Annotated in this window: 25 protein-coding genes, 1 pseudogene and 1 riboswitch; of the genes and pseudogenes, 4 read left to right on the forward strand and 22 right to left on the reverse strand. The window is 54.4% G+C overall.

From position 1 onward, the window contains the following. Nucleotides 1–885 precede the first annotated feature (885 nt). The gene (locus tag U869_RS0122210; RefSeq protein ID WP_025123410.1) at nt 886–2,334 is read left to right on the forward strand and encodes a GGDEF domain-containing protein; all 1,449 of its coding nucleotides are present in this window, start codon (nt 886–888) and stop codon (nt 2,332–2,334) included. 4 nt (nt 2,335–2,338) lie between these two features. On the opposite strand, the gene U869_RS32610 is transcribed toward U869_RS0122210, so the two are convergent. Together U869_RS32610 and U869_RS0122220 are read right to left on the reverse strand one after the other, a co-directional pair. Then, the gene (locus U869_RS32610; protein WP_232785386.1) at nt 2,339–2,500 is read right to left on the reverse strand and encodes a YnfU family zinc-binding protein; all 162 of its coding nucleotides are present in this window, start codon (nt 2,498–2,500) and stop codon (nt 2,339–2,341) included. Nucleotides 2,501–2,572: 72 nt separating this feature from the next. Beyond that, a complete protein-coding gene (locus tag U869_RS0122220; protein WP_025123411.1) occupies nt 2,573–3,055 on the reverse strand; it encodes a cold-shock protein in 483 nt (160 codons plus the stop codon). A 281-nt stretch (nt 3,056–3,336) separates the two neighbouring features. On the opposite strand from U869_RS0122220, the gene cspE reads away from it, so the two are divergent. Next, entirely contained in the window at nt 3,337–3,546 is a 210-nt protein-coding gene (cspE, locus tag U869_RS0122225; RefSeq protein WP_002210315.1) for a transcription antiterminator/RNA stability regulator CspE, read from the forward strand. A 248-nt stretch (nt 3,547–3,794) separates the two neighbouring features. On the opposite strand, the gene crcB is transcribed toward cspE, so the two are convergent. Together crcB and adrA are read right to left on the reverse strand one after the other, a co-directional pair. Further along, on the reverse strand, nt 3,795–4,178 hold the full coding sequence (gene crcB, locus U869_RS0122235; RefSeq protein ID WP_025123412.1) for a fluoride efflux transporter CrcB: 384 nt from the start codon (nt 4,176–4,178) through the stop codon (nt 3,795–3,797). Nucleotides 4,179–4,252: 74 nt separating this feature from the next. Beyond that, nucleotides 4,253–4,315, reverse strand: a riboswitch (Fluoride riboswitch). A gap of 312 nt (nt 4,316–4,627) precedes the next feature. Beyond that, nucleotides 4,628–5,692: a diguanylate cyclase AdrA gene (adrA, locus tag U869_RS0122240; protein WP_025123413.1), complete on the reverse strand. Its 1,065-nt coding sequence runs from the start codon at nt 5,690–5,692 to the stop codon at nt 4,628–4,630. Between the two features lie 215 nt (nt 5,693–5,907). On the opposite strand from adrA, the gene tatA reads away from it, so the two are divergent. Beyond that, nucleotides 5,908–6,114 carry a Sec-independent protein translocase subunit TatA gene (gene tatA / locus U869_RS0122245; RefSeq protein WP_025123414.1) on the forward strand — a complete coding sequence of 69 codons (207 nt, stop codon included), beginning with the start codon at nt 5,908–5,910 and terminating at the stop codon, nt 6,112–6,114. 94 nt (nt 6,115–6,208) lie between these two features. On the opposite strand, the gene lipA is transcribed toward tatA, so the two are convergent. The 13 genes from lipA to leuS all read right to left on the reverse strand — a co-directional run bounded on the left by lipA (nt 6,209) and on the right by leuS (nt 19,772). Then, the gene (gene lipA / locus U869_RS0122250; protein ID WP_025123415.1) at nt 6,209–7,174 is read right to left on the reverse strand and encodes a lipoyl synthase; all 966 of its coding nucleotides are present in this window, start codon (nt 7,172–7,174) and stop codon (nt 6,209–6,211) included. Further along, nucleotides 7,167–7,835 (reverse strand): lipoyl(octanoyl) transferase LipB, encoded by a 669-nt coding sequence (lipB, locus tag U869_RS0122255; RefSeq protein WP_025123416.1) that lies wholly within the window; start codon nt 7,833–7,835, stop codon nt 7,167–7,169. The genes lipA and lipB overlap by 8 nt, the downstream gene beginning before the upstream one ends. A 135-nt stretch (nt 7,836–7,970) precedes the next feature. Continuing rightward, nucleotides 7,971–8,237: a DUF493 family protein YbeD gene (gene ybeD / locus U869_RS0122260; protein WP_021180010.1), complete on the reverse strand. Its 267-nt coding sequence runs from the start codon at nt 8,235–8,237 to the stop codon at nt 7,971–7,973. A 102-nt stretch (nt 8,238–8,339) separates the two neighbouring features. Further along, nucleotides 8,340–9,551, reverse strand: a complete 1,212-nt coding sequence (gene dacA / locus U869_RS0122265) for a D-alanyl-D-alanine carboxypeptidase DacA (RefSeq protein WP_025123417.1) — start codon at nt 9,549–9,551, stop codon at nt 8,340–8,342. A gap of 257 nt (nt 9,552–9,808) precedes the next feature. Continuing rightward, nucleotides 9,809–10,888: an endolytic peptidoglycan transglycosylase RlpA gene (rlpA, locus tag U869_RS0122270; protein WP_025123418.1), complete on the reverse strand. Its 1,080-nt coding sequence runs from the start codon at nt 10,886–10,888 to the stop codon at nt 9,809–9,811. Nucleotides 10,889–10,898: 10 nt separating this feature from the next. Beyond that, on the reverse strand, nt 10,899–12,011 hold the full coding sequence (mrdB, locus tag U869_RS0122275; protein WP_025123419.1) for a peptidoglycan glycosyltransferase MrdB: 1,113 nt from the start codon (nt 12,009–12,011) through the stop codon (nt 10,899–10,901). Nucleotides 12,012–12,019: 8 nt separating this feature from the next. Further along, the gene (mrdA, locus tag U869_RS0122280; RefSeq protein WP_025123420.1) at nt 12,020–13,915 is read right to left on the reverse strand and encodes a peptidoglycan DD-transpeptidase MrdA; all 1,896 of its coding nucleotides are present in this window, start codon (nt 13,913–13,915) and stop codon (nt 12,020–12,022) included. Between the two features lie 37 nt (nt 13,916–13,952). Beyond that, nucleotides 13,953–14,423, reverse strand: a complete 471-nt coding sequence (gene rlmH, locus U869_RS0122285; RefSeq protein ID WP_025123421.1) for a 23S rRNA (pseudouridine(1915)-N(3))-methyltransferase RlmH — start codon at nt 14,421–14,423, stop codon at nt 13,953–13,955. A 3-nt stretch (nt 14,424–14,426) separates the two neighbouring features. Continuing rightward, the gene (gene rsfS, locus U869_RS0122290) at nt 14,427–14,744 is read right to left on the reverse strand and encodes a ribosome silencing factor (protein WP_025123422.1); all 318 of its coding nucleotides are present in this window, start codon (nt 14,742–14,744) and stop codon (nt 14,427–14,429) included. Nucleotides 14,745–14,928: 184 nt separating this feature from the next. After that, nucleotides 14,929–15,591, reverse strand: a complete 663-nt coding sequence (gene nadD, locus U869_RS0122295) for a nicotinate-nucleotide adenylyltransferase (RefSeq protein ID WP_025123423.1) — start codon at nt 15,589–15,591, stop codon at nt 14,929–14,931. Further along, nucleotides 15,581–16,615 (reverse strand): DNA polymerase III subunit delta, encoded by a 1,035-nt coding sequence (gene holA, locus U869_RS0122300; protein ID WP_025123424.1) that lies wholly within the window; start codon nt 16,613–16,615, stop codon nt 15,581–15,583. Before holA ends, nadD begins: the two co-directional genes overlap by 11 nt. Next, nucleotides 16,612–17,175 carry an LPS assembly lipoprotein LptE gene (lptE, locus tag U869_RS0122305; protein ID WP_025123425.1) on the reverse strand — a complete coding sequence of 188 codons (564 nt, stop codon included), beginning with the start codon at nt 17,173–17,175 and terminating at the stop codon, nt 16,612–16,614. Before lptE ends, holA begins: the two co-directional genes overlap by 4 nt. A gap of 14 nt (nt 17,176–17,189) precedes the next feature. Further along, on the reverse strand, nt 17,190–19,772 hold the full coding sequence (gene leuS / locus U869_RS0122310; RefSeq protein WP_025123426.1) for a leucine--tRNA ligase: 2,583 nt from the start codon (nt 19,770–19,772) through the stop codon (nt 17,190–17,192). A gap of 268 nt (nt 19,773–20,040) precedes the next feature. Between leuS and U869_RS0122315 the strand changes: the two genes are divergently transcribed. Beyond that, the gene (locus U869_RS0122315) at nt 20,041–20,523 is read left to right on the forward strand and encodes a zinc ribbon-containing protein (RefSeq protein ID WP_025123427.1); all 483 of its coding nucleotides are present in this window, start codon (nt 20,041–20,043) and stop codon (nt 20,521–20,523) included. A gap of 489 nt (nt 20,524–21,012) precedes the next feature. Here U869_RS0122315 and rihA read toward each other — a convergent pair whose 3' ends face one another. The 5 genes and pseudogenes from rihA to U869_RS29635 form a co-directional block, all read right to left on the reverse strand. Continuing rightward, nucleotides 21,013–21,945 (reverse strand): pyrimidine-specific ribonucleoside hydrolase RihA, encoded by a 933-nt coding sequence (rihA, locus tag U869_RS0122320; RefSeq protein WP_025123428.1) that lies wholly within the window; start codon nt 21,943–21,945, stop codon nt 21,013–21,015. A 103-nt stretch (nt 21,946–22,048) separates the two neighbouring features. Continuing rightward, nucleotides 22,049–22,774 carry an amino acid ABC transporter ATP-binding protein gene (locus U869_RS0122325; protein ID WP_025123429.1) on the reverse strand — a complete coding sequence of 242 codons (726 nt, stop codon included), beginning with the start codon at nt 22,772–22,774 and terminating at the stop codon, nt 22,049–22,051. Then, nucleotides 22,774–23,448: a glutamate/aspartate ABC transporter permease GltK gene (gltK, locus tag U869_RS0122330; protein ID WP_025123430.1), complete on the reverse strand. Its 675-nt coding sequence runs from the start codon at nt 23,446–23,448 to the stop codon at nt 22,774–22,776. Before gltK ends, U869_RS0122325 begins: the two co-directional genes overlap by 1 nt. Continuing rightward, complete coding sequence (locus tag U869_RS0122335) at nt 23,448–24,188, reverse strand: amino acid ABC transporter permease (RefSeq protein WP_025123431.1); 741 nt, start codon at nt 24,186–24,188, stop codon at nt 23,448–23,450. Before U869_RS0122335 ends, gltK begins: the two co-directional genes overlap by 1 nt. A gap of 173 nt (nt 24,189–24,361) precedes the next feature. Next, nucleotides 24,362–25,216 (reverse strand): annotated as a pseudogene (locus tag U869_RS29635) (amino acid ABC transporter substrate-binding protein). Between the last annotated feature and the right edge of the window lie 44 nt (nt 25,217–25,260).

Consider the following 25,260-nt stretch of genomic DNA (forward strand, 5'->3'; position numbering starts at 1 on the left):
CATTGAATACTTGACCCAAAATAGCAGGTTGCCATTGGTTACAATTAATCTCGCTCAGAGAGAAAACCGCAGCTTTGTCAGTGTCTTCCACCAAGAGTTACATCTCTCGCATCATCCTTACCCAAGCATGACAGTTCTATACACTCGCGCTGGTAAAGTGATTTCAGCCCGATGATGTTGTGTTAGTCCTGTAGTGTATTACCATCCCTTTGACTTTATCCCGCCTTGTGCGGGATTTTTTTTGCCTGGACAGTCGGCAATAACCCTTCCGGCAACGGTGAGATAACGTGGGTGTGTTTCCGTTTAAATAGGGGGAACTGTCTCGGTGTGATCCACTTTTTCTGCACAATTGCCGGTTATGATAAGCCGGTTATTAGCCCGTTTGGGTTGACACTGCATTTCGTAACATTATGCCCGGTTCCTAGCCGGGCTTTTTTACGCCTAAGGTCTGCTTAAGGTTGGTGCTTTACAATCACCGGCAGCGCTGACCCCCCAGGGGCTGCGTCGTAACTGTCAATTTAGCTGTTCACTTCCAGCCTGCCCGCATCACTTTGCGGGCTTTTTTCGTTGCACTTCTGTCGGTGTTGCAGGAAAATAACCGCAACCAAGAAGATTCCTAATTGAGTCCCTTTAATTTCCCTTTGCTGGCTATTTTTGTGGTGTTAACAATTTAGGCTATGCTTTTAACAAGCGTTTTCGCTAAAGGGATGAGTCCAGCGAACATGGCTTTAAACTTTTATTGGCGAATTAAACTAATAAGCCGAAATCAGGTTTTCGATTGATTTAATTGACCATTTTAATGTGGTGTTGTAGCTCATTTTTCTGTTCGGGGAAAGAAAGCATGCTTATAGTCAGTGTTGTTACTATTGCTTCGCGGATTGTTTCATGAGCGAAGAAATACAGGCAAAACAGCGTTTGCCGGCAACGATCCTGTTGGTTAATGTATTTTTACTGGCTTATCTCCTTTCCTTGTTTGGCATTTTTACCCGCCCGATAGGGTCGCTTTCCCTGTTTTGGCCTGTGAATGCCATTTTGCTCGGGTTGATGCTGCGCAAACCTGGCTATGCGACGATGCTGGGATGGGTAGCGACCTATCTTGGCATGATCGCTGCCGATTTGAGCACCGGCGAAAACTGGCCACTGGCACTTTGGCTGAATGCCTGCAATATGGCGCTGATTGCCACCGGTTATGCCGTGATGCTGATGTTACCCAAATCCCAACGCCGTATGGGTAAGCCCCAGGCGATCCTCTATATGTTTACCGCCTGCCTGTTGGGGGCGGCGTTGTCGGCAACGCTTTCGGTGCTCCGCACTGACAGCCAGTACAACAATACGCTGATCATTGCCTGGGTTTCCTGGTTTAGCGAACAGTTCTCTACCAACCTGTTAATCCTGCCGGTCATACTGGCCGCGCCACGTTTAAAGCAACTGCTGCGCTTGCAGTTTAGCTGGCAATGGCGTGCCAGCCTGCCTTTGCTGGCGTTGCTGCTTTCACTGGCGCTTAGCGTGTATATCGGTGGGCCGGGCGCGATAGCCTTCCCTATCCCCGCGCTGCTATGGTGCGCCGTGCGTTACCAATTATTTACCGTCACCCTGCTGACGTTTCTCACCGGCGTGACGGAGATTGTCAGCATTTCTGCCAATCTGATGTTGTATGAAACGCCGGGAGCGCGCGGGGCGGTCATGGATACCTTGATGTCGGCCCGCCTGGGTATTGCGATGTTGGTGATGGGGCCATTGATCCTGTCCAGTTCGATTGCCGTTAGCCGCAAACTGCTGCGCCGGTTGGAACACAGCGCTAACCACGACTTCCTGACCGGGGCGCTGGCGCGTAGTGCATTAACGCGCAAAGGCAGGGAAATGCTCGAACAGAAGCAGCGTACCAAAGAGGCGGTCTCGCTGCTGTTAATCGATATCGATCACTTCAAGTTGATTAACGATACCCACGGCCATGCCATCGGCGACCACGTCCTGGCGGCGTTCGCCCATATTCTGCGGCGTGAACTGCGTCACGATCAATTATTTGGCCGTCTGGGGGGCGAAGAGTTTGCCATCATGCTGCCCCGGGCGCTGGGAACGCAGGCGGTAGCCTTGGGGGAACATCTACGCAGTCGGATAGAAAATGCCGAACTGAACCCCAACGGCAAGGCGCCGTTGCGGATCACCATCAGTGTGGGCGTAGCAAGCTTGGCAATGAATGAGGTGAAGTCGCTGGAACAGTTGATGAATATGGCCGATATAGCGTTGTATCGCGCCAAATCCCTGGGCCGCAACCGCGTCGAGTCGTTTAACATGGTCAGTGGCAATGGCCTCAACCATGTGATTTTCAAATAGCGTTTTAACCCTGCTTTGGCGCGAATTGCGTACCGCAGTTGGGGCAAATCAGAGTGCTGAGTTTACGCAGTTTTGAACATTGCTGGTCCGTGACATAAGCACACTTTGGGCAGGCAATTTGAGTGGTGCGGTTATTGAAACCTTTAACGCTGGTAGATTCAGACATGGCGCATACCTGTGTCAGGTGAAAACCCACGCTAACACAGGTGCTATTAAATTGCTTTGAATGTTTTCAGCGCTACAGGTTGTTCAACGCTTCCAGCGTTTCGTCGATATCGACTTCATGCTCTGAGAAGGTATGCGTCGCGTTCTGGAAAGTGGTGATCGACAGCATACGCAGCGTTTCCGTAGCCTGCGGTGGAGCCTCGGCTACTTGTGGGCGGATACGGTTCATCAGCAGCCCGACGGACAGCACGGTGTTCTCTTTATCCACCTCTACTTTGACCGGGACTTCTTTGGTAAAGGTATTGAAGGACTTGATGCTGGAGATCTTAATCCGCTCGTTGGCGATGGTGATGTACTTGCTGGGTGCCTGTACCTTCACCGCATAGGCCGATGGCCCTCGGGTGTTATTGGTCGGTTCAAAAGTCACCAGCGCGTTTTTCTTAATCAGCTCTGGGTTTTGCACTTTAATCACGTGAAAATAACGATTTTCCCCGTTCTCGTCGGTGATAAAACCGAAGCCTTTGTCCTCAAAAAAAGTCGTTATCTTGCCGTTCATGGTCATTCTCATCAGGTGTTCGTAACAGCGCTAATGATAGCGCGTAATGCCGCGTAGTGACAGAGGAGCGGTGTTTCATCGGCGACGCCACGGTTTTTTGGCGGATCGGGCTGCTTTGGCAATCTCTGGTAACCGGGGACATCAATTTACATCGCAAATAACCGACTTTTTCACTTTTTATCGATTTTATGTGATCTGTGTTGTGGACAAAATCCCGTCTAATTGCTGTACTGTATTGGACACACATTCTGTGTCTTACATTCACGTTAAAGGTATGTTTGATGTCTAAGATTAAAGGTAGCGTTAAGTGGTTTAATGAATCTAAAGGTTTCGGTTTCATTACTCCAGAAGATGGTAGCAAGGACGTTTTCGTTCACTTCTCTGCCATCGCTAGCAATGGTTTCAAAACTCTTGCTGAAGGCCAGCGTGTAGAATTTGAAATCACGAACGGTGCCAAAGGGCCATCTGCTGCTAACGTTATCGCTATCTAAGCTACAGTAGCCAAAATTGTTAAAACCCGCTCCATGAGCGGGTTTTTTATGCATTTTTTTCAGGCAGGGAAGAATTACGGGAACAGATAAAGTTTGATGAAGGCCAGCACGATCAGCACGCACGCTAAGCTGACGATCCATTCAGTGGTGGTTTTTGGCAGGCTAAACATTCAATTCCTCACTCAGGCCAGGTTACTGAGCAAGGATTATCCTGAAGGCAGATTAAGAATACATTAAGCTGCACGAGTTTATTGGCCGTAGATCGCCTTGACCAGCATAAAGGCCAGCAGCGTCATGGCCAGCGAACCTGCCAGGTTGAGCAGCATATTGGTGATGGCCCAGACAAAACGCCCGTCCTGCAACAGATAAACCACTTCTAATGAGAAGGTGGAGAAGGTGGTCAGCCCGCCGCAAAAGCCGGTGGTGATCAGCAGCTTCCACATCGGATCAATGTGCGTCATGCGGGTAAACAGGGCCAATGCCAGGCCGATGATAAAGCCCCCCACCAGATTCACCGTCAAGGTGCCCAGCGGAATATGTGGACTCAGGGGGTTGAGCTTGAGGCTCACCGCCCAACGCAACACGCTACCCAAACCACCGCCAATAAAAACTGCCAGTAAAGAACTCAACATGGTGTTAAAACCCTTTCATAAAGATGGAAGATGCTCAGAAAGGTTCAGGCACGAGCCTACGCACCTCTCTGAGAGGTTACGTAGACATCATCAGCCTGCGAAGGCGGTTATGGAGGAATGTCATCTCCGTCTGTTGGCACGAAGCGATCGCGCCTGGCAGATTTTACACCTTGTTGCTGCCGTTTTGTAGTGGCGGATGTTCGATGGCAATTGCCCGCCTCACTCAAATCACCGCACTTAATACCGCTACACCTAAATCCTAAGGCGGGTGGGAGTCGTTGCAGGTTAGCCGACCGTTGAGCGCATGGATGCGCGATTGCGAGCCCCCAGGGACGGGTTTACGGCGTGTCGGCGTTCTGAATGACTCCCATCTGCTGTACGATTGCCCACAGCTATTTATTCGGCCGATTTATCAACTCATTAATCTATCAACTTAATAAGTTAGTGGGTTAACATGAGTGTTCGGCTCGTTCCTGGCGGTTACGGCCATTGTTTTTCGCTTTGTACAGCGCGATATCGGCGGCCTTCAGCCACTCCTGGTAGCCGGGCATCTCGGGCTGATAATCGGCGACTCCCGCGCTGATATTCAGCTTTAGCCCAGGGGCTTCCCGGAAGGCGACTTCGTTCAGGCGCTCCTGAATGCGGTGGAGTGCCAGGCTGGCCTGCTCGGCGCTGGTATTAGGCAGCACCGCGCCAAATTCATCACCGCCATAGCGGCCAACGATATCCACCGCCCGCAATCCCAGCACCAACTCTTCCGCCAGCACGATCAGCGCTTCATCCCCCAGCACATGGCCGAAGGTGTCGTTGATGGCTTTGAAATGATCAATATCCATCAGGATCAGCGTGGCGGCATGGTTATAGCGCCGACAACTGTCGAACTCATTATGCAGCAGATGCTCCCAATGGCGGCGGTTATACAAGCCGGTCAGGCCATCACGCATGCTGATACGTAATAACTCCTGCTGCTTTTCTGCCAGTCGCTTGGCGGTTTGATAGGTCACGTAACCCAGGAATATCGGGTAGACAAAGATCATTGGCAGGCACAGATAAACCTGCAACGGCGAAGATTGTGGCGCAAAGGGAAACCCCAGCAGCGCACTGGTTGCCAGTGCCCCGACGATCTGCGCCACCAGTCCTTTAACAAACAGGGAAGGGCCGCCGGAGGCAATATTGTTCATCCCCATCATCGACAGGATCACCACCGCAGGCAGTGCATTGAATTGCATAATGGCGATCCACATGCCACCTAGCAGCGTATCGATGAGCATGTTGCGGATCTCGGTGGCATAGGTATTTTCACTGCGGATAGACCACTGGTAGGCGACATGTGGCCAGATAAAGCCGTTAATCACCAACAATATCCACACGCCAATGGGTGGGTGCAGCGGGTAGAGCGCCGTGAGTACGCAAAAGAAGCCAATCCCCAGGCCGACAATACGTGGCAGGTAGAGCCGTTTGGCGAAGTTGAGGCCTGAACGCCGGGTGTTGATAGCCGATGGAGCTGTAGGCATCCAATGTTTCCCTGTGATGAATTGCACCGACGAACGGGCATCGGAAAAAAGTATTAGAAATAGCTTCTATAATCTAAGCATAGAACATCTCGGGTAGATCTCATCCTGTTACATGTTGTTGTTGTTTCAGCCGAGAGAAAGTCGCTAAATACCTACAGACAAAGTTTGTTCCCGCGCTGCGCGCCTGCAGCCATTAACGAATAAAGAAGGTGAATATGGAAGGTCTCAGTATTACCAAACTGCTGGTAATTGCGGTATTGATCGTGTTGCTGTTCGGTACCAGCAAACTGCGTACTCTGGGTGCGGATCTGGGTGCGGCGCTGAAAGGCTTTAAAAAAGCGGTGGGTGATGATACCCCTCCGGCACAGAACACGGCTGAAACCCCTGTGGTACAGCAGAGCGTCGAAAAGAAAGACGTTTAACGCGACCGGCGGTTAAGCAATAAAAAACGGATGCCGCAAGGACATCCGTTTTTGCTGTTTTTAGCCGCCGAAGCGTAACAAAAGATTACCGCGTTTACTTCACTTCCAGCCCTTTGGCCTGCAAGTCCGCATGATAGGACGAGCGTACAAACGGGCCGCAGGCGGCATGGGTAAAGCCCATCGCCATCGCTTCTTCTTTCATTTCGTCGAACTCCGCCGGGCTGACATAACGTTGCACTGGCAGATGGTGACGGCTTGGTTGCAGGTACTGCCCCAACGTCAGCATGGTGACACCATGACGACGCAAATCGCGCATCACTTCCACGATTTCCGCGTTGGTTTCACCCAGGCCAACCATCAAGCCCGATTTGGTAGGGATAGACGGGTGGGCTTCCTTAAAGCGTTCCAGCAACTTCAGTGACCACTCGTAGTTAGCGCCCGGACGTACCTGGCGATAGACACGCGGCACGTTTTCCAGGTTGTGGTTAAACACGTCTGGCGGCGTCGCGGTAAGGATCTCCAGCGCACGATCCATACGGCCACGGAAGTCTGGCACCAGGGTTTCGATTTTGATGGTCGGGCTTTTGGCACGGATGGCAGTAATGCAGTCGGCAAAGTGCTGTGCACCACCGTCACGCAAATCGTCGCGGTCAACCGAGGTGATCACCACATAGCGCAGCGCCATATCGGCGATAGTCTGCCCCAGTTTTTCCGGTTCGTTGGCATCGGGGGCTACCGGGCGGCCGTGTGCCACGTCGCAGAATGGGCAGCGGCGGGTACAAATGGCACCCAGGATCATGAAGGTGGCGGTACCGTGGTTAAAGCACTCAGACAGGTTCGGGCATGAAGCCTCTTCGCACACCGAATGCAGGCCGTTTTTGCGCATCGCGGCTTTGATACCTTGAATGCGCGTAGAGTCGGCAGGGAGTTTGATCTTCATCCACTCGGGTTTGCGTAACAGCTCCTGGCGTTCGGTGACCACCGTTTTTACCGGGATCAACGCCATTTTGTCTGCATCGCGGTACTTAACGCCGCGTTCCATCTGAATCGGTTTACTCATAATCGTGCAGGTTCCAGTTACGAAGCTCGACCGTCTGGTAGCCGAGTAAATGTACAAATTCCTGTACCAGAAGGGGATGCACATCGGCAATCCCGACACCTGGTGCCAGCGCGCTGACTTGTGTCATCTGCATTCCGGCATAACCGCAGGGGTTGATGCGTTGGAAAGGGGTGAGATCCATGGCGACATTCAGGGCCAGGCCATGAAATGAGCTGCCTTTACGGATCCGCAAACCTAATGAACAAATCTTTTGTTCACCCACGTACACGCCGGGCGCATCCGGGCGCGCGCGTGATTCGATCTTGAAATGGGCGAGGGTATTGATAACGGTCTCTTCCAAGGCCGTGACGAGTTGGCGAACACCCACTTTATTGCGTTTAAGATCCACCATCACGTACAGCACCTGCTGGCCGGGGCCGTGATAGGTGACCTGGCCGCCGCGATCGCTCTGGATCACCGGGATATCGCCTGGCATCAGCAGATGCTCTGCCTTGCCGGCCTGGCCCTGGGTGAACACGGCCTGATGCTGCACCAGCCACAATTCATCGAGCGTGGATTCGTCGCGGTGATTGGTGAAGCTGTGCATGGCTTGGGATACAGGCTCATAGGGCTGCAACCCCAGCTGACGGAGAATGATCGTATTGTGTTGCAAGCGGGGCATCGTCAGGTTACAGAAGTGGTAAAAACATTATACCGGGCGCTCTGGCCCGCGACCAGCATTTATCCCTGGCGAACCAGGACAACCCGGGCAACGGTGGCGCTGAACCAGGTTGGCTGGCAGGGAGTTATGCTGTAATTACAGCACCATACGGACAATTTCAATGTTGCCCAACTCTTCATATAACGTTTCCACCTGATCGATATGGGTGGCGGTGATGGTGATGGAAACGGAGTGGTAGTTGCCTTTGCTGCTCGGTTTAACCTGCGGGTTGTAATCCCCTGGAGCATGGCGCTGTACCACTTCAACCACCTGGTCTACCAGCTCGGGGTGTGCCAGGCCCATTACCTTGTAGGTAAAGGTACAAGGGAATTCGAGCAGTTCGTTCAGTTTAGTTTTTTGCATGTGGGTGCGCTCCAGCTGTGGCGGATCTCTAAATTATAACTCCCGCCGGAGCGGGAGTTAGTGTTAATTGTTATATGGGGCTGAAATCAGCCGATTCAAGGGTTAGCCGAACCAGTGATGGAACATCAGGCGGATATAATCCACGATACGGCCAAAGAAACCCCCTTCTTTCACTTCGTTCAGCACCACCAGCGGGCGCTGATCGATGGTCTTGCCATCCAGCTGGAAGTTAATGGTGCCGACCACCTGGTTTTTGGCCAGTGGGGCATGGATTTCCGGCGTATTCAGCACATAGCTGGCTTTCAGATCTTTCATGCGGCCGCGTGGGATGGTCAGGTAGGCATCTTTGTCTACGCCGAGCTCTACGCGATCGGCATCACCGAACCACACGGGTTCAGAGGCGAACTCTTTGCCTGCTTTCAATGGCGCAACGGTTTCAAAGAAGCGGAAGCCCCAGGTCAGCAGTTTTTTGCTTTCGGTTTCGCGGCCTTTGTAGGTACGGCCACCCAGCACGGCGGAGATCAGACGCATCTGGCCTTCGGTTGCCGATGCTACCAGGTTATAACCCGCCGAGTTGGTATGGCCGGTTTTGATCCCATCGACGTTCAGGCTGGTATCCCACAGCAGACCGTTACGGTTCAGCTGACGGATATTGTTAAAGGTGAACTCTTTTTCTTTATAGATAGCGTATTCGTCTGGCACATCGCGGATCAGCGCCTGGCCGATCAGCGCCATATCGCGCGCCGAGCTGAACTGACCTTCCGCATCCAGACCGTGTACGGTCTGGAAGTGGGTGTTTTGCAAACCGAGTTGCTTGACGTAGGTGTTCATCAGGTTAACGAACGCATCCTGGCTGCCGGCGACGTAGTCAGCCATCGCGACACAGGCATCGTTACCAGATTGCAGGTTGATACCACGGGTCAGCTTGGAAACCGGCACGCGGTCGCCCGGCTTGAGGAACATCAGCGAGGAACCTTTGAATACCGGATTGCCGGTAGCCCAGGCGTCCTGACCGACGGTAACCATATCTTCCTGGCCAATCTTGCCGGATTTCAGCGCCTGGCCGATGACGTAGCTGGTCATCATTTTGGTCAGGCTGGCTGGATCGCGACGTGCATCGGCGTTTGATTCCGCCAACACTTTACCGGAGTTGTAATCAATCAGGATGTAGGCCTCAGCATCAATCTGCGGCACACCCGGGATCATGGTTTTAATATTAACGTCGTCTGCGTGGGCAACTGACGCTGCGCTGAGCGCGATGGCCGTGCCAAGCGTGAGGCTTTTGATTAAGCGAAAAGAGGTTACCTGTTTCATGATCGGGACTACAACACCGTAAAAGTTAAGTTAAAAAACGAGTCACACTATAGCAGACGGGGCCCCGGCAGGCATTAGCCAATGGGCCAACTGATAAGCGTTTACACAGATTTACCTGAAAGAAAATGTTTCAGCACCCGCCACGTAGGGGCGTTGCATGCTGCGGCAGATGACAGCCGGTTGGATAATCAATGGACTAAATCGGGTCGAACATGTTCGACCCCTACAAACTCAACCCTCTGATTTATCTATCGCGTTTAAGGGGCGGCAGTAATAAAGGATTGTTGTTGTGCCTCACTGGCCAGGCGCTGTTGCAACTGCGCCGCTTGCTGACGATTGCTGAACGGGCCAAGCTGCACGCGATAGACAGCGCCATTGGCGGCAACCTTGCCGGGAACGCCAAACTGCTGGCTCAGCTGTTGTTGCCAGCTTTGCGCACGTTCGGCATTGCTCAGGGCACCAACTTGTACGACATAGCTACCGCTGGCACTACTGGCTGCGGCGGCGCTAGCTGCGACCGGGGCGGCAGTCGGTGCGCTAATCACCGGCTGAGGTTCAGTCCCTTCCAAGACGCCAGGGGCTAACGGTTGCGGTGCGCCAAGGAAACCACCGCTGCGGCCGCTGGAGGCCACTGGGATAGTGTCATTTCCGTTCATGCTGCCGCTGTCCATTGTTTGAGTGACAGGGGCGGCAACCGGTGCGGCTTGCTGCATCTGAGTGTCCATACCACCGCCGGAATCGAGATCCGGGCGTGGCGGCAGGGCATAGCTCTGTTTGGCGACGACGGTACCCACGGTGCCTGGGCCGCTCAATGTGCCGTCTGGGGCGACGCTGATAAAGTCGACTTTCACCTTGGTGTTATTAGACAGGTTGAGGCGGTCGGCCGCGGCTTTGGACAGATCGATAATCCGGCCTGAGGTGTAAGGGCCACGATCGTTTACACGTACCACCAGTTGACGGCCATTGGCCAGGTTGGTGACGCGCACATAGCTTGGGATAGGTAAGGTCGGATGCGCGGCGGTCAGCGCATTGGGATCGAACTGCTCGCCAATAGCGGTGGTGTTGCCGTTGGCCTCTTCGCCGTACCAGGCTGCCAGGCCGGTTTGCGAGAAGTTCTGCGGGTTCTGCACGATACGATAAGTGTCGCCATTAACCTTATAATCCTGCATCGTGCCAGGGTTATAGGGTTCATAGTGAGGCTCCACGCCGCCGATTTCGGTCACCGGGCCGTTGTAGGCTTGTTGCACCGGTGCCTGTGTTTCTTCCGTTGTGGTCACACAGCCGGAAAGTAATACCGCAGCAGCAACCGCGCCGACCCAAAGCCATTCCTTACGCATTGCACACCTCTTATAGATTTTTAGACAACATTTTCCGATGCGTGTGGATCGACATCACGATGCCGAACCCAGCCATGAGTACGATCAGCGCCGAACCCCCGTAACTGACCAAAGGCAAAGGTACGCCAACTACCGGTAAAATACCACTGACCATACCAATGTTAACAAACACATAGACGAACAGGATCAGCATCAGTCCACCGACCATCACGCGGCCAAAGGTGGTCTGTGCCTTGGCGGCGATCATCAGCCCGCGGATAATCACCAGTAGATACAGCAACAGCAGTACCAGCACGCCAATCAGGCCAAGCTCTTCTGCCAATACTGCAAAGATAAAGTCGGTGTGACGTTCCGGCAGGAACTCCAACTGGGACTGCGTACCATGCAGCCAGCCTTTCCCTGACAGCCCGCCGGAGCCGATGGCGATTTTCGACTGAATAATATGGTAGCCAGCCCCTAACGGATCGCTTTCCGGATCGAGCAGCATCATCACGCGGTCACGCTGATAGCCGTGCATCAGGAAGAACCACAGGACGGGAATAAAGGCAGCCAACGCCACGGCCGCTACGGCGATCAGCTTCCAGCTCATCCCCGACAGGAACAGCACAAACAGACCGGAGGCGGCGATCAGGATCGACGTCCCCAGATCGGGCTGTGCGGCAACCAACAAGGTTGGCAGGAAAATCAGCACCAGTGCGATGCCGGTGTTCTTCAGCGAAGGGGGGCACACGTCACGGTTCATAAAGCGTGCTACCATCAGCGGCACGGCGATCTTGGCGATTTCCGAAGGCTGGAAGCGCACAAAGCCCAGATCCAGCCAGCGCTGTGCCCCTTTACTGATTTGGCCGAAGGCGTCCACCAGAATCAGCAGGATCACGCAGAAAATATACAGGTAGGGCGCCCAGCTTTCATAAACCCGCGGTGGGATTTGCGCCATCACGCCCATCACGATCAGCCCCATCAGGATCTGACCGATTTTGCGTTCCATCATGCCCATATCCTGGCCGCTGGCGCTCCACATCACCACGGAGCTGTAGACCAGCAGGGCCAGAATAAACAACAGGAATGTGGGGTCGATATGGATTTTGGTCCAGATTGAGCCCTTTTGTTGGCTTTCAGTCATGTTGTCCCTTAATCACCTTCTATACCTGGCGGCAGCGGTACTGCATCCGGTAATTGCGTATTGTTGTCGCCCAACAGGATGTGGTCGAGGATTTGGCGGGTAATGGTACCTACCGCCGGGCCTGAACCGCCGTTCTCCAAAATGATGGCGACTGAAACCGTCGGGTTGTCAAACGGCGCAAAGGCGGTCATCAATTTATGGTCTCGCAGGTGCTCAGCGAGTTTATGGGCGTTATAGGTTTCATAGCCGAATACCTGTGCGGTACCCGATTTTGCCGCGGCTTTATACGGTGTCTTTTCAAAGAACTTGCGTGCCGTGCCGTTAGGCCGGTTGGCAACGCCGTACATGCCGTCTTTGGCTATTTCCCAGAAGCCTGAATGAATATCGCCGATTTGCTTGGTCTCTTTCTGCCGGAACGGCACCAATACGCCGTTGATCTTGGTACTTTGCAGCAGGTGCGGATCTTTGACGTTACCGTCGTTAATCAGGGTGTTCAGCGCCTTGGACATCTGGATCGGCGTCGCGGTCCAGTAGCCCTGGCCGATGCCCACCGGGATGGTGTCGCCCTGATACCACGGTTTCTTGTAACGTTTGAATTTCCAGTCGCGCGTTGGCATCAGGCCTGAACGCTCTTCGGAAAGATCGATGCCGGTATATTCGCCGTAGCCGAACTTGGTCAGCCAGCTGGACAGGCGATCGATCCCCATATCGTAAGCCACCTGATAGAAGTAGGTATCCGCAGATTCCTCCAGCGCTTTGGTGACGTTGAGGCGGCCATGCCCCCATTTTTTCCAGTCGCGGAAGCGTTTCTCTGAGCCTGGCAATTGCCACCAGCCTGGATCGAACACGACGGTATTTTTGGTGATCACTCCGGCGCTCAGGGCGGAAACGGCAATGTAGGGTTTGACCGTGGAAGCCGGTGGATAAACCCCTTGGGTAGCGCGGTTGATCAGCGGGCGGTTCGGATCGTTGAGCAGCCCTTGATAATCCTTGTTGGAGATACCGTCAACAAACAGGTTCGGATCGTAGCTGGGGTTGGAAACCATCGCCAAAATGCCCCCGGTACGCGGATCGCTGACCACCACGGCGGCACGGCTGCCTACCAGCAACTGTTCGATATAGCGTTGCAGGTTGAGATCCAGCGTCAGATAAACGTCTTTGCCAGCGGAAGGCGGTTGCTCGTGCAACTGGCGGATCACCCGGCCACGGTTGTTGACTTCAACCTCTTCATAGCCGGTTTTGCCATGCAGGACATCTTCGTAGAAGCGTTCGATCCCCAGCTTGCCAATATCATGGGTAGCGGCGTAGTTACGTAACTGGCCGTCTTTGTCCAGGCGTTCAACGTCGCGGTCGTTAATTTTCGACACATAGCCGATCACGTGAGTGAGGGCAGACCCATAGGGATAGTAGCGACGTTGATAACCTTTGACTTCCGCGCCGGGGAAGCGGAATTGGTTGACCGCAAAGCGGGCCACCTGCACTTCGGTCAGCGGCGTTTTTACCGGGATCGACACGAAACGGCGCGAGCGCTTGCGCTCTTTTTCAAAGTTGGCGATATCGTCGTCGGTGAGATCGACTACCGGGCGCAGGGCTTCCAGCGTGGCTTTCAGATCGTCCACTTTTTCTGGCATCAGTTCCAACTGGTAAATGGTGCGGTTAAGCGCCAGCGGTGTGCCGTTACGATCGTAAATAATGCCGCGGCTGGGGGCGATAGGCAGTAGTTTGATGCGGTTTTCGTTGGAGCGGGTGCGGTAATCTTCAAAACGAACGATTTGCAGATTATACAGATTGGCAATCAGGACGCCTGTCAGCACCAGAATGATAAAAAACGCCACCACGGCGCGGCGTACAAACAGGGCGGACTCGGCCGTATAGTCGCGAAAAGGGTTACGTTCTATTTTCATCCCGCTGCTTTTTTCACTCTGTAACTATCACCACCGGTTACTCCCGGTGGTAAGGATGATTGGTAGTAATACTCCAGGCGCGGTAGAGGCTCTCGGCCACCAAAACACGCACTAAAGGATGTGGCAACGTTAACGGGGAAAGCGACCAGCTCTGCTCGGCGGCGGCTTTACAGGCCGGAGACAGCCCCTCAGGGCCACCAATCAGCAGGCTGACGTTGCGGCCATCCTGCTTCCAGCGTTCGAGCTGCTGTGCCAACTGGGGCGTTTCCCACGGGGTTCCTGGAATATCCAGCGTAACGATGCGGTTGCCTTTGCCCACCGCTGCCAGCATCTGCTCGCCTTCCTTTTCCAGAATGCGTTTGATATCCGCATTCTTGCCGCGTTTGCCTGCCGGGATCTCGGTCAGCTCAAACGGCATATCTTTTGGAAAGCGATGCAGGTAATCCATAAAGCCGGTCTGCACCCAGTCGGGCATTTTGGTGCCGACTGCAACCAATTGCAGTTTCACCGCTTAACTCCAGAGCTTTTCCAGTTCGTACAGCTGACGACTTTCTTCCTGCATCACGTGCACAATCACTTCGCCCAGGTCGACTACGACCCAGTCGGAAACGGCCTGGCCTTTCATGCCATACAGTTCCATACCGGCGGCACGAGCTTCTTGCACAACGTGCTCGGCGATCGACATTACATGGCGGCTCGAGGTGCCGGTACAGATGATCATGCAGTCGGTGATGCTGGATTTACCCTGAACATTCAGAGCGATAATATCCTGGCCTTTCAGGTCATCAATTTTATCGATGACGAAATCTTGGAGCGCTTTACCTTGCAAAGGTTCCCCCTTGGGAGTGTTCTGTTCATCAGGACGCTATGGGCAACTGCCCAAAGTCACTGGCCTGAATCGTGATGGTTTCGGCAGGATGCCGCTGAAAGCCTGCTGGTTTTGCCCAGCTAGCCAAGGTCCTTGGGGTTTTCAGCGGATACCTGAAAAATAGCGGCGCAGTATAGCATGCGGCCTATCGATATAAACCCTGTAACTCGATATAACGCTGCACAGAGCGTGGCAGTAAATCGTCACAGCTGATGCCTTGATGACGACGCTGGCGTATCTCGGTGGCGGATATCTCCAGTAAGGGGGTATCAGCCAGGTAAATAAACCCGTGCGGCTGGCGGCTGAGCAGGGTGGCATCGGCGATCTGGTGCCGTTCCAGCCAGCGTTGCAGCGCTTGTGTCTCCATCTGCTGCTGGTAGCCTGGGCGCGCCAGCACCAGCAGGTGGCAGACGTGCAGCAGATCTTGCCAGCGGTGCCATTGGTGCAGGCTCAGCAGCGAATCCTGGCCAATGATAAACGCCAGAGGCGCTGCGGCGCCACGTTCTTTACGAATCGTTTCGAAAGTCTCGATGGTGTAAGACGGGGTGGTGCGGTGCAATTCGCGATCGTCCACGGTAAACAACGGATTACCGGCGATGGCCAGCTCCACCATGGTGAGCCGCTGCTGTGCGTTGGCTTCTGGCTGTGGGCGATGTGGCGGTACATGGTTGGGCAGCAACGTGACCTGCTTGAGACCCACATCTTTAGCCAACGCTTCCACCGGGCGCAAATGGCCGTAGTGGATCGGATCGAAGGTACCCCCGAAAAAGGCGTGCAGAGAATGTGGCTGTTGCGGGCTAGTAGGCATCGGAGACGCTCGTGGCCAGAGGTTTGCCGCATAGTAACATCGACAGGGTTTCCAGCTCCGGCCACACCGACTGGCCGTAGTCTTTCTTGAGGGTGAGCTCAATTTGCGCCAGTAGATGCACCGCTTGCCGCAACTGCTGACCCGACAGGCGTTGCAGAGCCTGAGTGATCAGGCTACGGCGGTTTTGCCAGACCTTTAGCTGATCGAACAGTGTACGTAGCGGGGTGTTAGCCATGTGGCGTTGCAGGTTCAGCAGCATCAGCAGTTCCCGTTGCAGGGTACGCAGCAGGATCACCGGCTCGACATCCTCTTGTTGCAGTTGCCGCAGGATATGCCAGGCACGTTTGCTTTTGCCTGCCAGCAGGGCATCCAGCCAGTGGAATGGGCTGAAGTGGGCGGCATCGTTGACCGCCTGCTCTACACGGGGCAGCGTCAGTTTGCCATCAGGATGCAGCAGCGACAGCCGTTCCAACGCCTGCGAAAGTGCCAGCAGGTTGCCTTCATAGCAGTAACACAGCAACTGATTGGCCGCGTCATCAAGATCCAGCTGCATCGATTTGGCTCGCTGGGCAACCCAGCGCGGCAGTTGGGCCTGCTCCGGCGTTTGGCAACTGACCATGGCACCGTTGGCGCTGAGTGCCTTGAACCAGGCGCTGTTCTCCTGCGCTTTGGTCAGGCGCGGGCCGCGCAGGACCAATAGGATATCGTCATGCAGCAAAGCTGCCAGCTTGACCAACTGCTCACCGATCGGGGCCGTTGGGCCATTCTCGGGAAAAATCAGCAGCAGGGTTTGTCGGCTGGCAAACAGGCTCATGGCCTGGCAGATGCTGAAGATGGCATCCCAGTCGGTATGGACATCCAGGGAAATGCTGTAATGCTCGGTGAACTGCTGCTGTTGGGCGGCCTGACGGATCAGATCCTGGCTTTCCTGTAGCAGCAAGGGTTCATTCCCGCTTAATAAATAACAAGCGCGCAGCCCCTCTCGGAGCTGCGCGGCAAGTTGTTCAGGATAAAGACGGATCATTGTGCAGCAGCACTGGCCGCTTTTTCACCAGCGATGGCGGCTTTCTCTTGCGAGTCTTGCACCGCTGCGTGCACCGCCAGCATCTTACGCAGAATTTGCTGGGCAGCCTGCTCACGCATTTCCTGCATGATGATGTCCTGCTCGGAATCTTTGGCCAGGGCGGTCAACGGGTTATCAAAGAACGAGCGGAAGACTTTGACATTAATTGGGTAAATGTCATGGCCTGGGATCAGCACCTGAGCCTGTACCGTCATCACCAATTGATACTCCGCCGTTTTACCATCCTGGAAGATCGACACCGTATCCTGGCTTTGCGTCGAACTGACGATGCGCAGTGACGGGACTTCCTTGTGGGCCGGATCGTATTTGACCACTTTTGCACCGCTCAGACGCAATTGCTCACGTACCGCACGGGTCAATGGGCCAAAGGGATCGTAGCTGTCCAGGATCAGCGTATGCAATTCTGTGGGCACCTGCGCGTTGCCGCGCAGATGAAAACCGCAGCCGGCGGTGACAAGCACCGCCAACCCCAGCAACAACGTCAGAATACGAAGTCGCACAAAGCCTCCTTGTGTTAACCCACAACCAGGTTAAGCAATTTGCCTGGAACATAGATCACTTTACGTACCGTGACCCCTTCCAGATATTTGGCCACCAGATGTTCCTGGGAGGCGCGCTCACGCACTTGTTCTTCGGTCGCGTCGGCTGGCACGGTGACTTTTGCCCGCACTTTGCCGTTAACCTGTACCACGACCAGCTTGGAATCTTCCACCATGGCGTCAACGTCTGCCACAGGCCATGGCGCAGTATCCACATCACCTTCAGCACTCAACGCTTGCCACAGGGTGAAACAGACGTGCGGTGTGAACGGATACAGCATACGTACCACGGCCAGCAAGGCTTCTTGCAGCAGGGCGCGATCCTGTTCAGTTTCCTGCGGTGCACGGCCCAGCTTGTTCATCAGCTCCATCACGGCGGCGATGGCGGTGTTGAAGGTCTGACGGCGGCCGATATCATCAGTCACTTTGGCGATGGTTTTATGCACGTCGCGGCGCAGCGCTTTCTGATCTTCATTGAGCGCATTGACGTCCAGTGGTTGAACGGCACCTTTCTCAACATGGTCGTAAGCCAGTTTCCAAACGCGTTTCAGGAAGCGGTTAGCCCCTTCAACGCCGGATTCTTGCCATTCCAGCGTCATTTCTGCCGGGGAAGCAAACATCATAAACAGACGCACGGTATCCGCGCCGTATTTCTCTACCATCACCTGCGGGTCGATGCCGTTGTTCTTCGACTTCGACATTTTGCTCATGCCAGCATAGACCAGTTCGCGGCCTTCTGGATCGGTCGCTTTGACAATGCGGCCTTTCTCATCACGTTCGACGGTGGCATCTACCGGCGATACCCACACGCGCTCACCGCTGTTGCCGGTGTAGTAGAAGGCATCGGCCAGTACCATCCCCTGGCACAACAGGCGTTTGGCCGGCTCGTCTGAATCGACCAGACCTGCGTCGCGCATCAGCTTGTGGAAGAAGCGGAAATACATCAGGTGCATGATGGCGTGTTCGATGCCGCCAACATACTGATCGACAGGCAGCCAGTAGTTGGCCGCAGCCGGATCCAGCATCCCTTTATCGTACTGTGGGCAGGTGTAACGTGCGTAGTACCAGGAAGACTCCATAAAGGTGTCGAAGGTGTCGGTTTCACGCAGCGCCGGTTGGCCGTTAACGGTGGTTTTTGCCCACTCGGGATCGGCTTTGATCGGGCTGGTGATGCCGTCCATCACCACGTCTTCCGGCAGGATCACCGGCAGTTGGTCTGCTGGCGTTGGCATTACGGTGCCGTCTTCCAGCGTCACCATTGGGATTGGAGCACCCCAGTAACGTTGACGGGATACGCCCCAGTCGCGCAGACGGTAGTTCACTTTACGCTGACCCACGCCTTGGGCGACCAGCTTGTCGGCGATGGCGTTAAAGCCGGCCAGGTGATCCAGACCGTCGAATTCGCCGGAGTTGAACAGCGTGCCTTTTTCGGTCATCGCTTCGGCGGTGACGTCTGGCTTGCTGCCGTCCAGGTTCAGAACAACCGGTTTGATTTGCAGACCGTATTTGGTGGCAAATTCCCAGTCACGCTGATCGTGGCCAGGGACGGCCATTACCGCGCCGGTGCCGTATTCCATCAATACGAAGTTGGCTACCCAGATCGGCAGTTTTTCACCGCTCAGAGGATGAATGGCAAACAGGCCGGTGGCCATGCCTTTCTTCTCCATGGTCGCCATTTCGGCTTCGGCAACCTTGGTGTTGCGGCATTCGTCGATAAAGCCGGTCAGCGCCGGGTTATTGATCGCGCCCTGTTGTGCCAATGGGTGACCTGCGGCAACGGCCACATAGGTGGCACCCATAAAGGTATCCGGGCGGGTGGTGTAGACGGTGACTTTCTCAGCGCTGTCGGCAACGTCGAAGGTGATTTCTACCCCTTCGGAACGGCCAATCCAGTTGCGCTGCATGGTTTTCACCTGCTCTGGCCAGCTTTCCAGCGTGTCCAGATCGTTGAGCAGTTGGTCGGCGTAATCGGTGATTTTAATAAACCACTGTGGGATCTCTTTACGCTCAACCTTGGTATCGCAGCGCCAGCAGCAGCCGTCGATCACCTGTTCGTTGGCCAGAACGGTCAGATCGTGTGGACACCAGTTCACCGCCGAGGTCTTCTTGTAGACCATGCCTTTTTCGTACAGCTTGGTGAAGAACCACTGTTCCCAACGGTAGTAGTCAGGATCACAGGTGGCGATCTCGCGATCCCAGTCATAGCCGAAGCCCAGCAGTTTCAGCTGGTTCTTCATGTATTCGATGTTGTCGTAGGTCCATGGGGCTGGTGCGGTGTTGTTCTTTACCGCCGCGCCTTCTGCCGGCAAGCCAAACGCATCCCAGCCAATCGGCTGTAGCACGTTTTTACCCAGCATACGCTGGTAGCGGGAGGTCACGTCGCCAATGGTGTAGTTACGAACATGACCCATGTGCAGACGACCAGAAGGGTAAGGCAGCATGGATAGGCAGTAATACTTTTCCTTGCTGGCGTCTTCGGTAACCTTGAAAGTTTGCTTCTCTTGCCAGTGAAGCTGTACGTTCGATTCTATCTCTTCGGGGCGGTATTGCTCTTGCATGGCGGCCGATGGTCCTGTAGGTGTGTAACAGCTACATCCGTAGCATTCTGTGAGTATCTTTAGATCTGCATAGCATAGCTGATAAGACCTGTCGGCAACAACACCAAGCGCCCCGACTCGGCGTATTAAAAAAATAACCGTGCCATGATGTGACTCACAATGTGCCAATCCCTCACCTTGCCAAGCCACATCAGTGATTTACGACTAAAATAATAACGAGTAGTTTTAGGGGAGAAGTCCTGTCGCAGTAGTTCATCTAGGAGAAGCTATGAACAAGGTTGCTCAGTATTACCGCGAGTTGGTGACGTCGCTGACGGAACGTTTAAAGAACGGCGAACGTGATATTGACCAATTGGTCGCCAGCGCCGAGAAACGTCTGAACGAAGTGGAGGAGCTAAGCCGCACGGAAGTTGAGCAGTTAACCCGGGCGGTGCGCCGCGATCTGGAGGAGTTTGCCCGCAGCTATGAAGAAAGCCGGGAGGATTTCACCGACAGCGTGTTTATGCGCGTGATCAAGGAGAGCCTGTGGCAGGAACTGGCGGATATCACCGATAAGACCCAACTGGAGTGGCGCGAGGTGTTCAAGGATGTCAGCCACCACGGCGTCTACCACAGCGGCGAGGTGGTCGGGTTGGGTAATCTGGTGTGTGAGAAGTGTCATCACCATCTGGCGTTCTATACGCCAGAAGTGCTGCCGCTATGCCCGAAGTGCGGTCACGATCAGTTCCAGCGCCGGCCGTTTGAGCCTTGATAAACCAGTAGAGATGCTACTGATGTAGGGGCGCTGCATGCTGCGTCCAGTCGCATATTCGTCATCAACCTCAATGGCTGTGATTAATGGTGTCGCAGGTGGGGAGCATGCAGAACGCCGACACGCCGTGAACCCGTCCATGGGGGCTCACAATCGCGCTTCCATGCGCTCAACGGTCGGCTAACCTGCATAATCCCCACCTATCAGAGGCTTTGGCGTCGCGGTAAAAAGCGGGTTCGGAGCCTGGGTCAGGGACAGGCGTTAATCGATAACAGGGCTTGTGGTTATAGCCCCTCACCCCAACCCTCTCCCGCAGGGAGAGGGAGCTGTCCGGAGTGCTTGGTGGGTTCGTGCTGCTTCGGGAAGTAGGGAGTAAAGGCATTACGCAGAAAAATCAGCGAGTCCTCTCATCCAAGGTGCGTCATCGTATTTTCAGGTCTGCTCGATCGGTTCCCTCTCCTGGGGGAGAGGGTTAGGGCGAGGGGGGATTTAGTAGCGTGAGACGCACTCAACCATCAGATCGATAAAGCCCTGGCGGTTGATATGGGTCAGCACTTCGACGTTGGCCGGTTTCCCGTTCTGGCCAAACTCATCCACCACCGTCATACCCACGGTATACTGCCCCTGGGTTTCCACACCTACCCACAGTTCACGGCTTTCAAACAGCTCCGGAGCCAGCAGCCAGGCGATGGTGCAAGGATCGTGCATGGCAGCCCCAGGCAGGCCACGCGGGTGGCTGAGATACAGCGGCAGATAGAAATCGAGCATGCTGGCTACCGCTGCCGCCACTGGATTATTAATACTGCGGATGCGTTCGATATCTTGTGGTAACACCAATGCCTGATGGGTGACGTTCAGCCCGGCCATGGTCAGCGGTACGCCGGATTGCAGCACGATTTCGGCCGCTTCGGGATCGACATAGATATTGAATTCGGCCACCGGCGTGGTGTTGCCCGCATTCATCCCACCGCCCATAAACACGATGCGTTCGATCTTCTTTTTCAGCTCGGCGTGCTGTGACAGCAACAACGCGATGTTGGTCATCGGGCCGGTCACTACCAGCGTCATCGGCTCTGGGCTGGAGCGCAGCAGATCGGCAATCAGTTCGACCGCTGTCTGTTTTACTGGCTGGAAGCTAGGGGCGGGCAGATGGGTATTGCCCATGCCGGTATCACCGTGCACGTAATCGGCAATCACCAGATCGCGCATCAAGGGCTTGGCGGCACCGCCAGCGACCAGAACATCTGGCCGTTGCATCAGCGTCAGCAGGCCGAGCGCGTTATGCAGGGTTTTTTGCGGTGTCTGGTTACCGGCAGAAGTGGTAACGGCTTTGACATCCAAGGTTGGGGCGCGTAACGCCATGGCAAGGGCAATAGCGTCATCAAGGCCTGGGTCACAATCGATAATAATGGGGCGGGGCATCACTTTCTCCTTCAGCGTTATCATTATGCAGTGAGGATCGGGGGAAAGCGTGAAAGAAACAAGCACTATTGATGCGCCCTGAGAACCAGGGCGCATCTGGCGATCAATGCAGGATTTTGGCCAGGAAGTCTTTGGCACGCTCAGACTGCGGGTTGTTGAAGAAGTCATCTTTATTGGTGTCTTCGACAATCTTCCCTTCATCCATAAAGATCACCCGGTGGGCCACTTTACGGGCAAAGCCCATTTCGTGGGTTACCACCATCATGGTCATCCCTTCCTGTGCCAGCTTCACCATGACGTCCAGCACCTCGTTGATCATTTCCGGATCGAGCGCAGAGGTAGGTTCATCAAACAGCATGGCGATCGGATCCATACACAGCGCACGGGCAATCGCCACACGCTGCTGCTGGCCACCGGAAAGTTGCCCAGGGAACTTGTTGGCATGCGCAGACAGGCCCACACGTTCCAGCAGTTTCAGGGCCTTATCCTGTGAGGCTGCCTTGTCGCGCTTAAGGACCTTGACCTGTGCCAGCGTCAGGTTTTCAATGATCGACAAATGGGGGAACAGTTCGAAATGCTGGAACACCATCCCCACTTTGGAGCGCAATTGCGCCAAGTTGGTGCTCTTGCTGTTGACCTGAATGCCGTTAACTTCGATATCGCCTTTCTGGATTGGCTCCAGCCCGTTAACGGTTTTAATCAGGGTTGATTTGCCTGAGCCGGAAGGACCGCAGACTACCACCACTTCGCCTTTTTTGACTTCAGTGGTGCAGTCGGTCAGAACCTGAAAGTGACCGTACCACTTAGAAACATTTTTCAGGGATATCATCAAACAGTCCTTTTCTTCAAATAGCTTACCAGCGCCGAGGCGGCGAGACTGATAACAAAATAGACCAAACCGGCGAACAGGATCATTTCTACCTGCGTACCGTCACGCTCACCAATGGTTGACGCGGTGCGGAAGAAGTCGGCCAGGCTAAGTACGTAAACCAGCGAGGTGTCCTGGAACAACACGATCCCCTGGGTCAGCAGCAGTGGCACCATCGCCCGGAACGCCTGCGGCAGGATCACCAACCGCATCGATTGCCATTGGGTCATGCCCAATGCCAGCGAAGCAGAGGATTGGCCGCGCGAGACGCTTTCAATACCTGCTCGGATAATTTCCGAGTAGTAGGCGGCTTCAAACAGCGAAAAGGCTACCATAGCCGAGATAAGGCGAATATCGGTTTTCGGTGACAGCCCAAGAACTTGTTGTAATAAGCTTGGAACCACCAGATAGAACCACAGCAGCACCATCACCAGCGGTACGGAGCGGAACAGGTTGACGTACAGCGCCGCGAACCAGCTAATCGCCTTGATTGACGACAGGCGCATTACTGCCAGAACGGTGCCCCACAGAATACCAAACACAATAGCCGTCACGGTGATTTTCAGCGTAACGACCAGCCCTTGCAGCAGATACGGGAAGCTTGGGACAATCGATCCCCAATCAAATTGGTACATTATTTACTCCCCATATGGCCAGGTAACTGCACTTTCTTCTCGACGATACGCATCAACAGCATGATCACGGCGTTGATCGCAACGTAGGCGAGGGTGATGGCAGTAAAGGATTCATAGGCGTGTGCGGAGTAATCCAGCAGCTTACCGGCCTGTGCGGCCATGTCCACCAGCCCGATGGTCGAGGCAATGGCGGAGTTTTTTACCAGGTTGAGCATTTCCGAGGTCATCGGCGGCACGATCACCCGATAGGCGTTGGGCAACAGGACATAGCGATAGGTTTGTGGCAGCGTCAGGCCCATTGCCAGTCCGGCAGCCTGCTGGCCGCGTGGCAGAGACTGGATCGCGGCACGTACCTGTTCGCAGACGCGTGCGGCAGTAAACAGCCCAAGGCACAGCATGGAAGAGATGAAGAATTGCACGTTGGGATCGAGTTCGCTTTTGAACCACATGCCGATATCGGCTGGCAGCAGTTCTGGCATCACCAGATACCAGGTAAAGAATTGGACGATTAAAGGCACGTTACGGAACAGTTCGACGTAACAAGTCCCTAGCGAGGAGAGAAAACGGTTGGGTACGGTGCGCAAGATACCGAACAGTGAACCGACAAAGAAGGCAATAATCCATGCACAGACTGAGAGGGCGACCGTGACCTGAAAGCCGGACCAGATCCAGCCCAGATAGGTGGTATTCCCAAACGGGGCCTGCTGCAGGAAGATACCCCAGTTCCAATCTATTGACATAACAAACTCCGCTAAACAGGTGTAAAACACCTTACAACTTGATGACCGTTTACCTACCCGGCAGGCCGAGTCGTGTCAGGAAAAAATGCGGGAGGGGAACGGCCTCCCGCATCACTGTCTGTCCTGTTAACCGTCATCTACAGCAGCCAGCTTGGGCTGGCTTGATCTTTTTATTAGTTCAGTGCTTTGTCGTTAGGTTCTTTGAACAACTGCTTCATGTCGTCAGACAGGTCGAAGTTCATGTTGAGGTTTTTTGGTGGGATTGGCTGTTTGAACCAGATATCAAACCATTTGGCGGCCTGGCCAGAGGTCTGAGCTTGTGCGATGGTTTCATCCACCAGCTTTTTGAACTCTGGATCGTCTTTGCGCATCATACAGCCATAGGCTTCTTTGGACTGTGGAGTCGCAATGATTTCCCACTGATCCGGCTGTTTGGCTTTGGCGCGCTCGCCTGCCAGCAGGGCGTCATCCATCATAAACGCCACGGCACGGCCACTTTCCAGGGTGCGGAAGGAGTCACCGTGGTCTTTGGCACTGATGATGCGCATTTTCATCTGATCTTTGTCGTTCAGCTTGTTGAGCAACACTTCGGAAGTGGTACCTGAAGTGACGACCACCGCTTTACCGGCCAGATCTTTAAAGTCTTTGATGTCGGAGCCTTTCTTGACCAGCAGGCGGGTACCGACGACAAAAATGGTATCAGAGAATGCGGCCTGTTTCTGGCGCTCGAGGTTGTTGGTGGTGGAACCACACTCGAAATCGAAGGTGCCGTTCTGCAACAGCGGGATACGGTTTTGCGAGGTGATCGGCAGCATTTACACCTGCAGATTCGGCTCGTTCAATTTCTTCTTGATAGCATCAACGATTTGGTTGGAATAATCCTGGGAGTAACCCACCACTTTTTGCTGATTATCATAGTAGGAGAACGGCACTGAAGATTCACGATGGCCAACAACAATCACGCCGTTATCTTTGATCTTTTTCAGCGTGCCGGTCAGTTCTTCCGCATGGGCTACGCTACTCGCCATCCCGATCAGCAGTAACGATAATGCCAACTTACGCATTTGCATGG

Source organism: Serratia sp. H1w, from assembly GCF_000633355.1.
Taxonomy (GTDB): Bacteria; Pseudomonadota; Gammaproteobacteria; order Enterobacterales; family Enterobacteriaceae; genus Chania.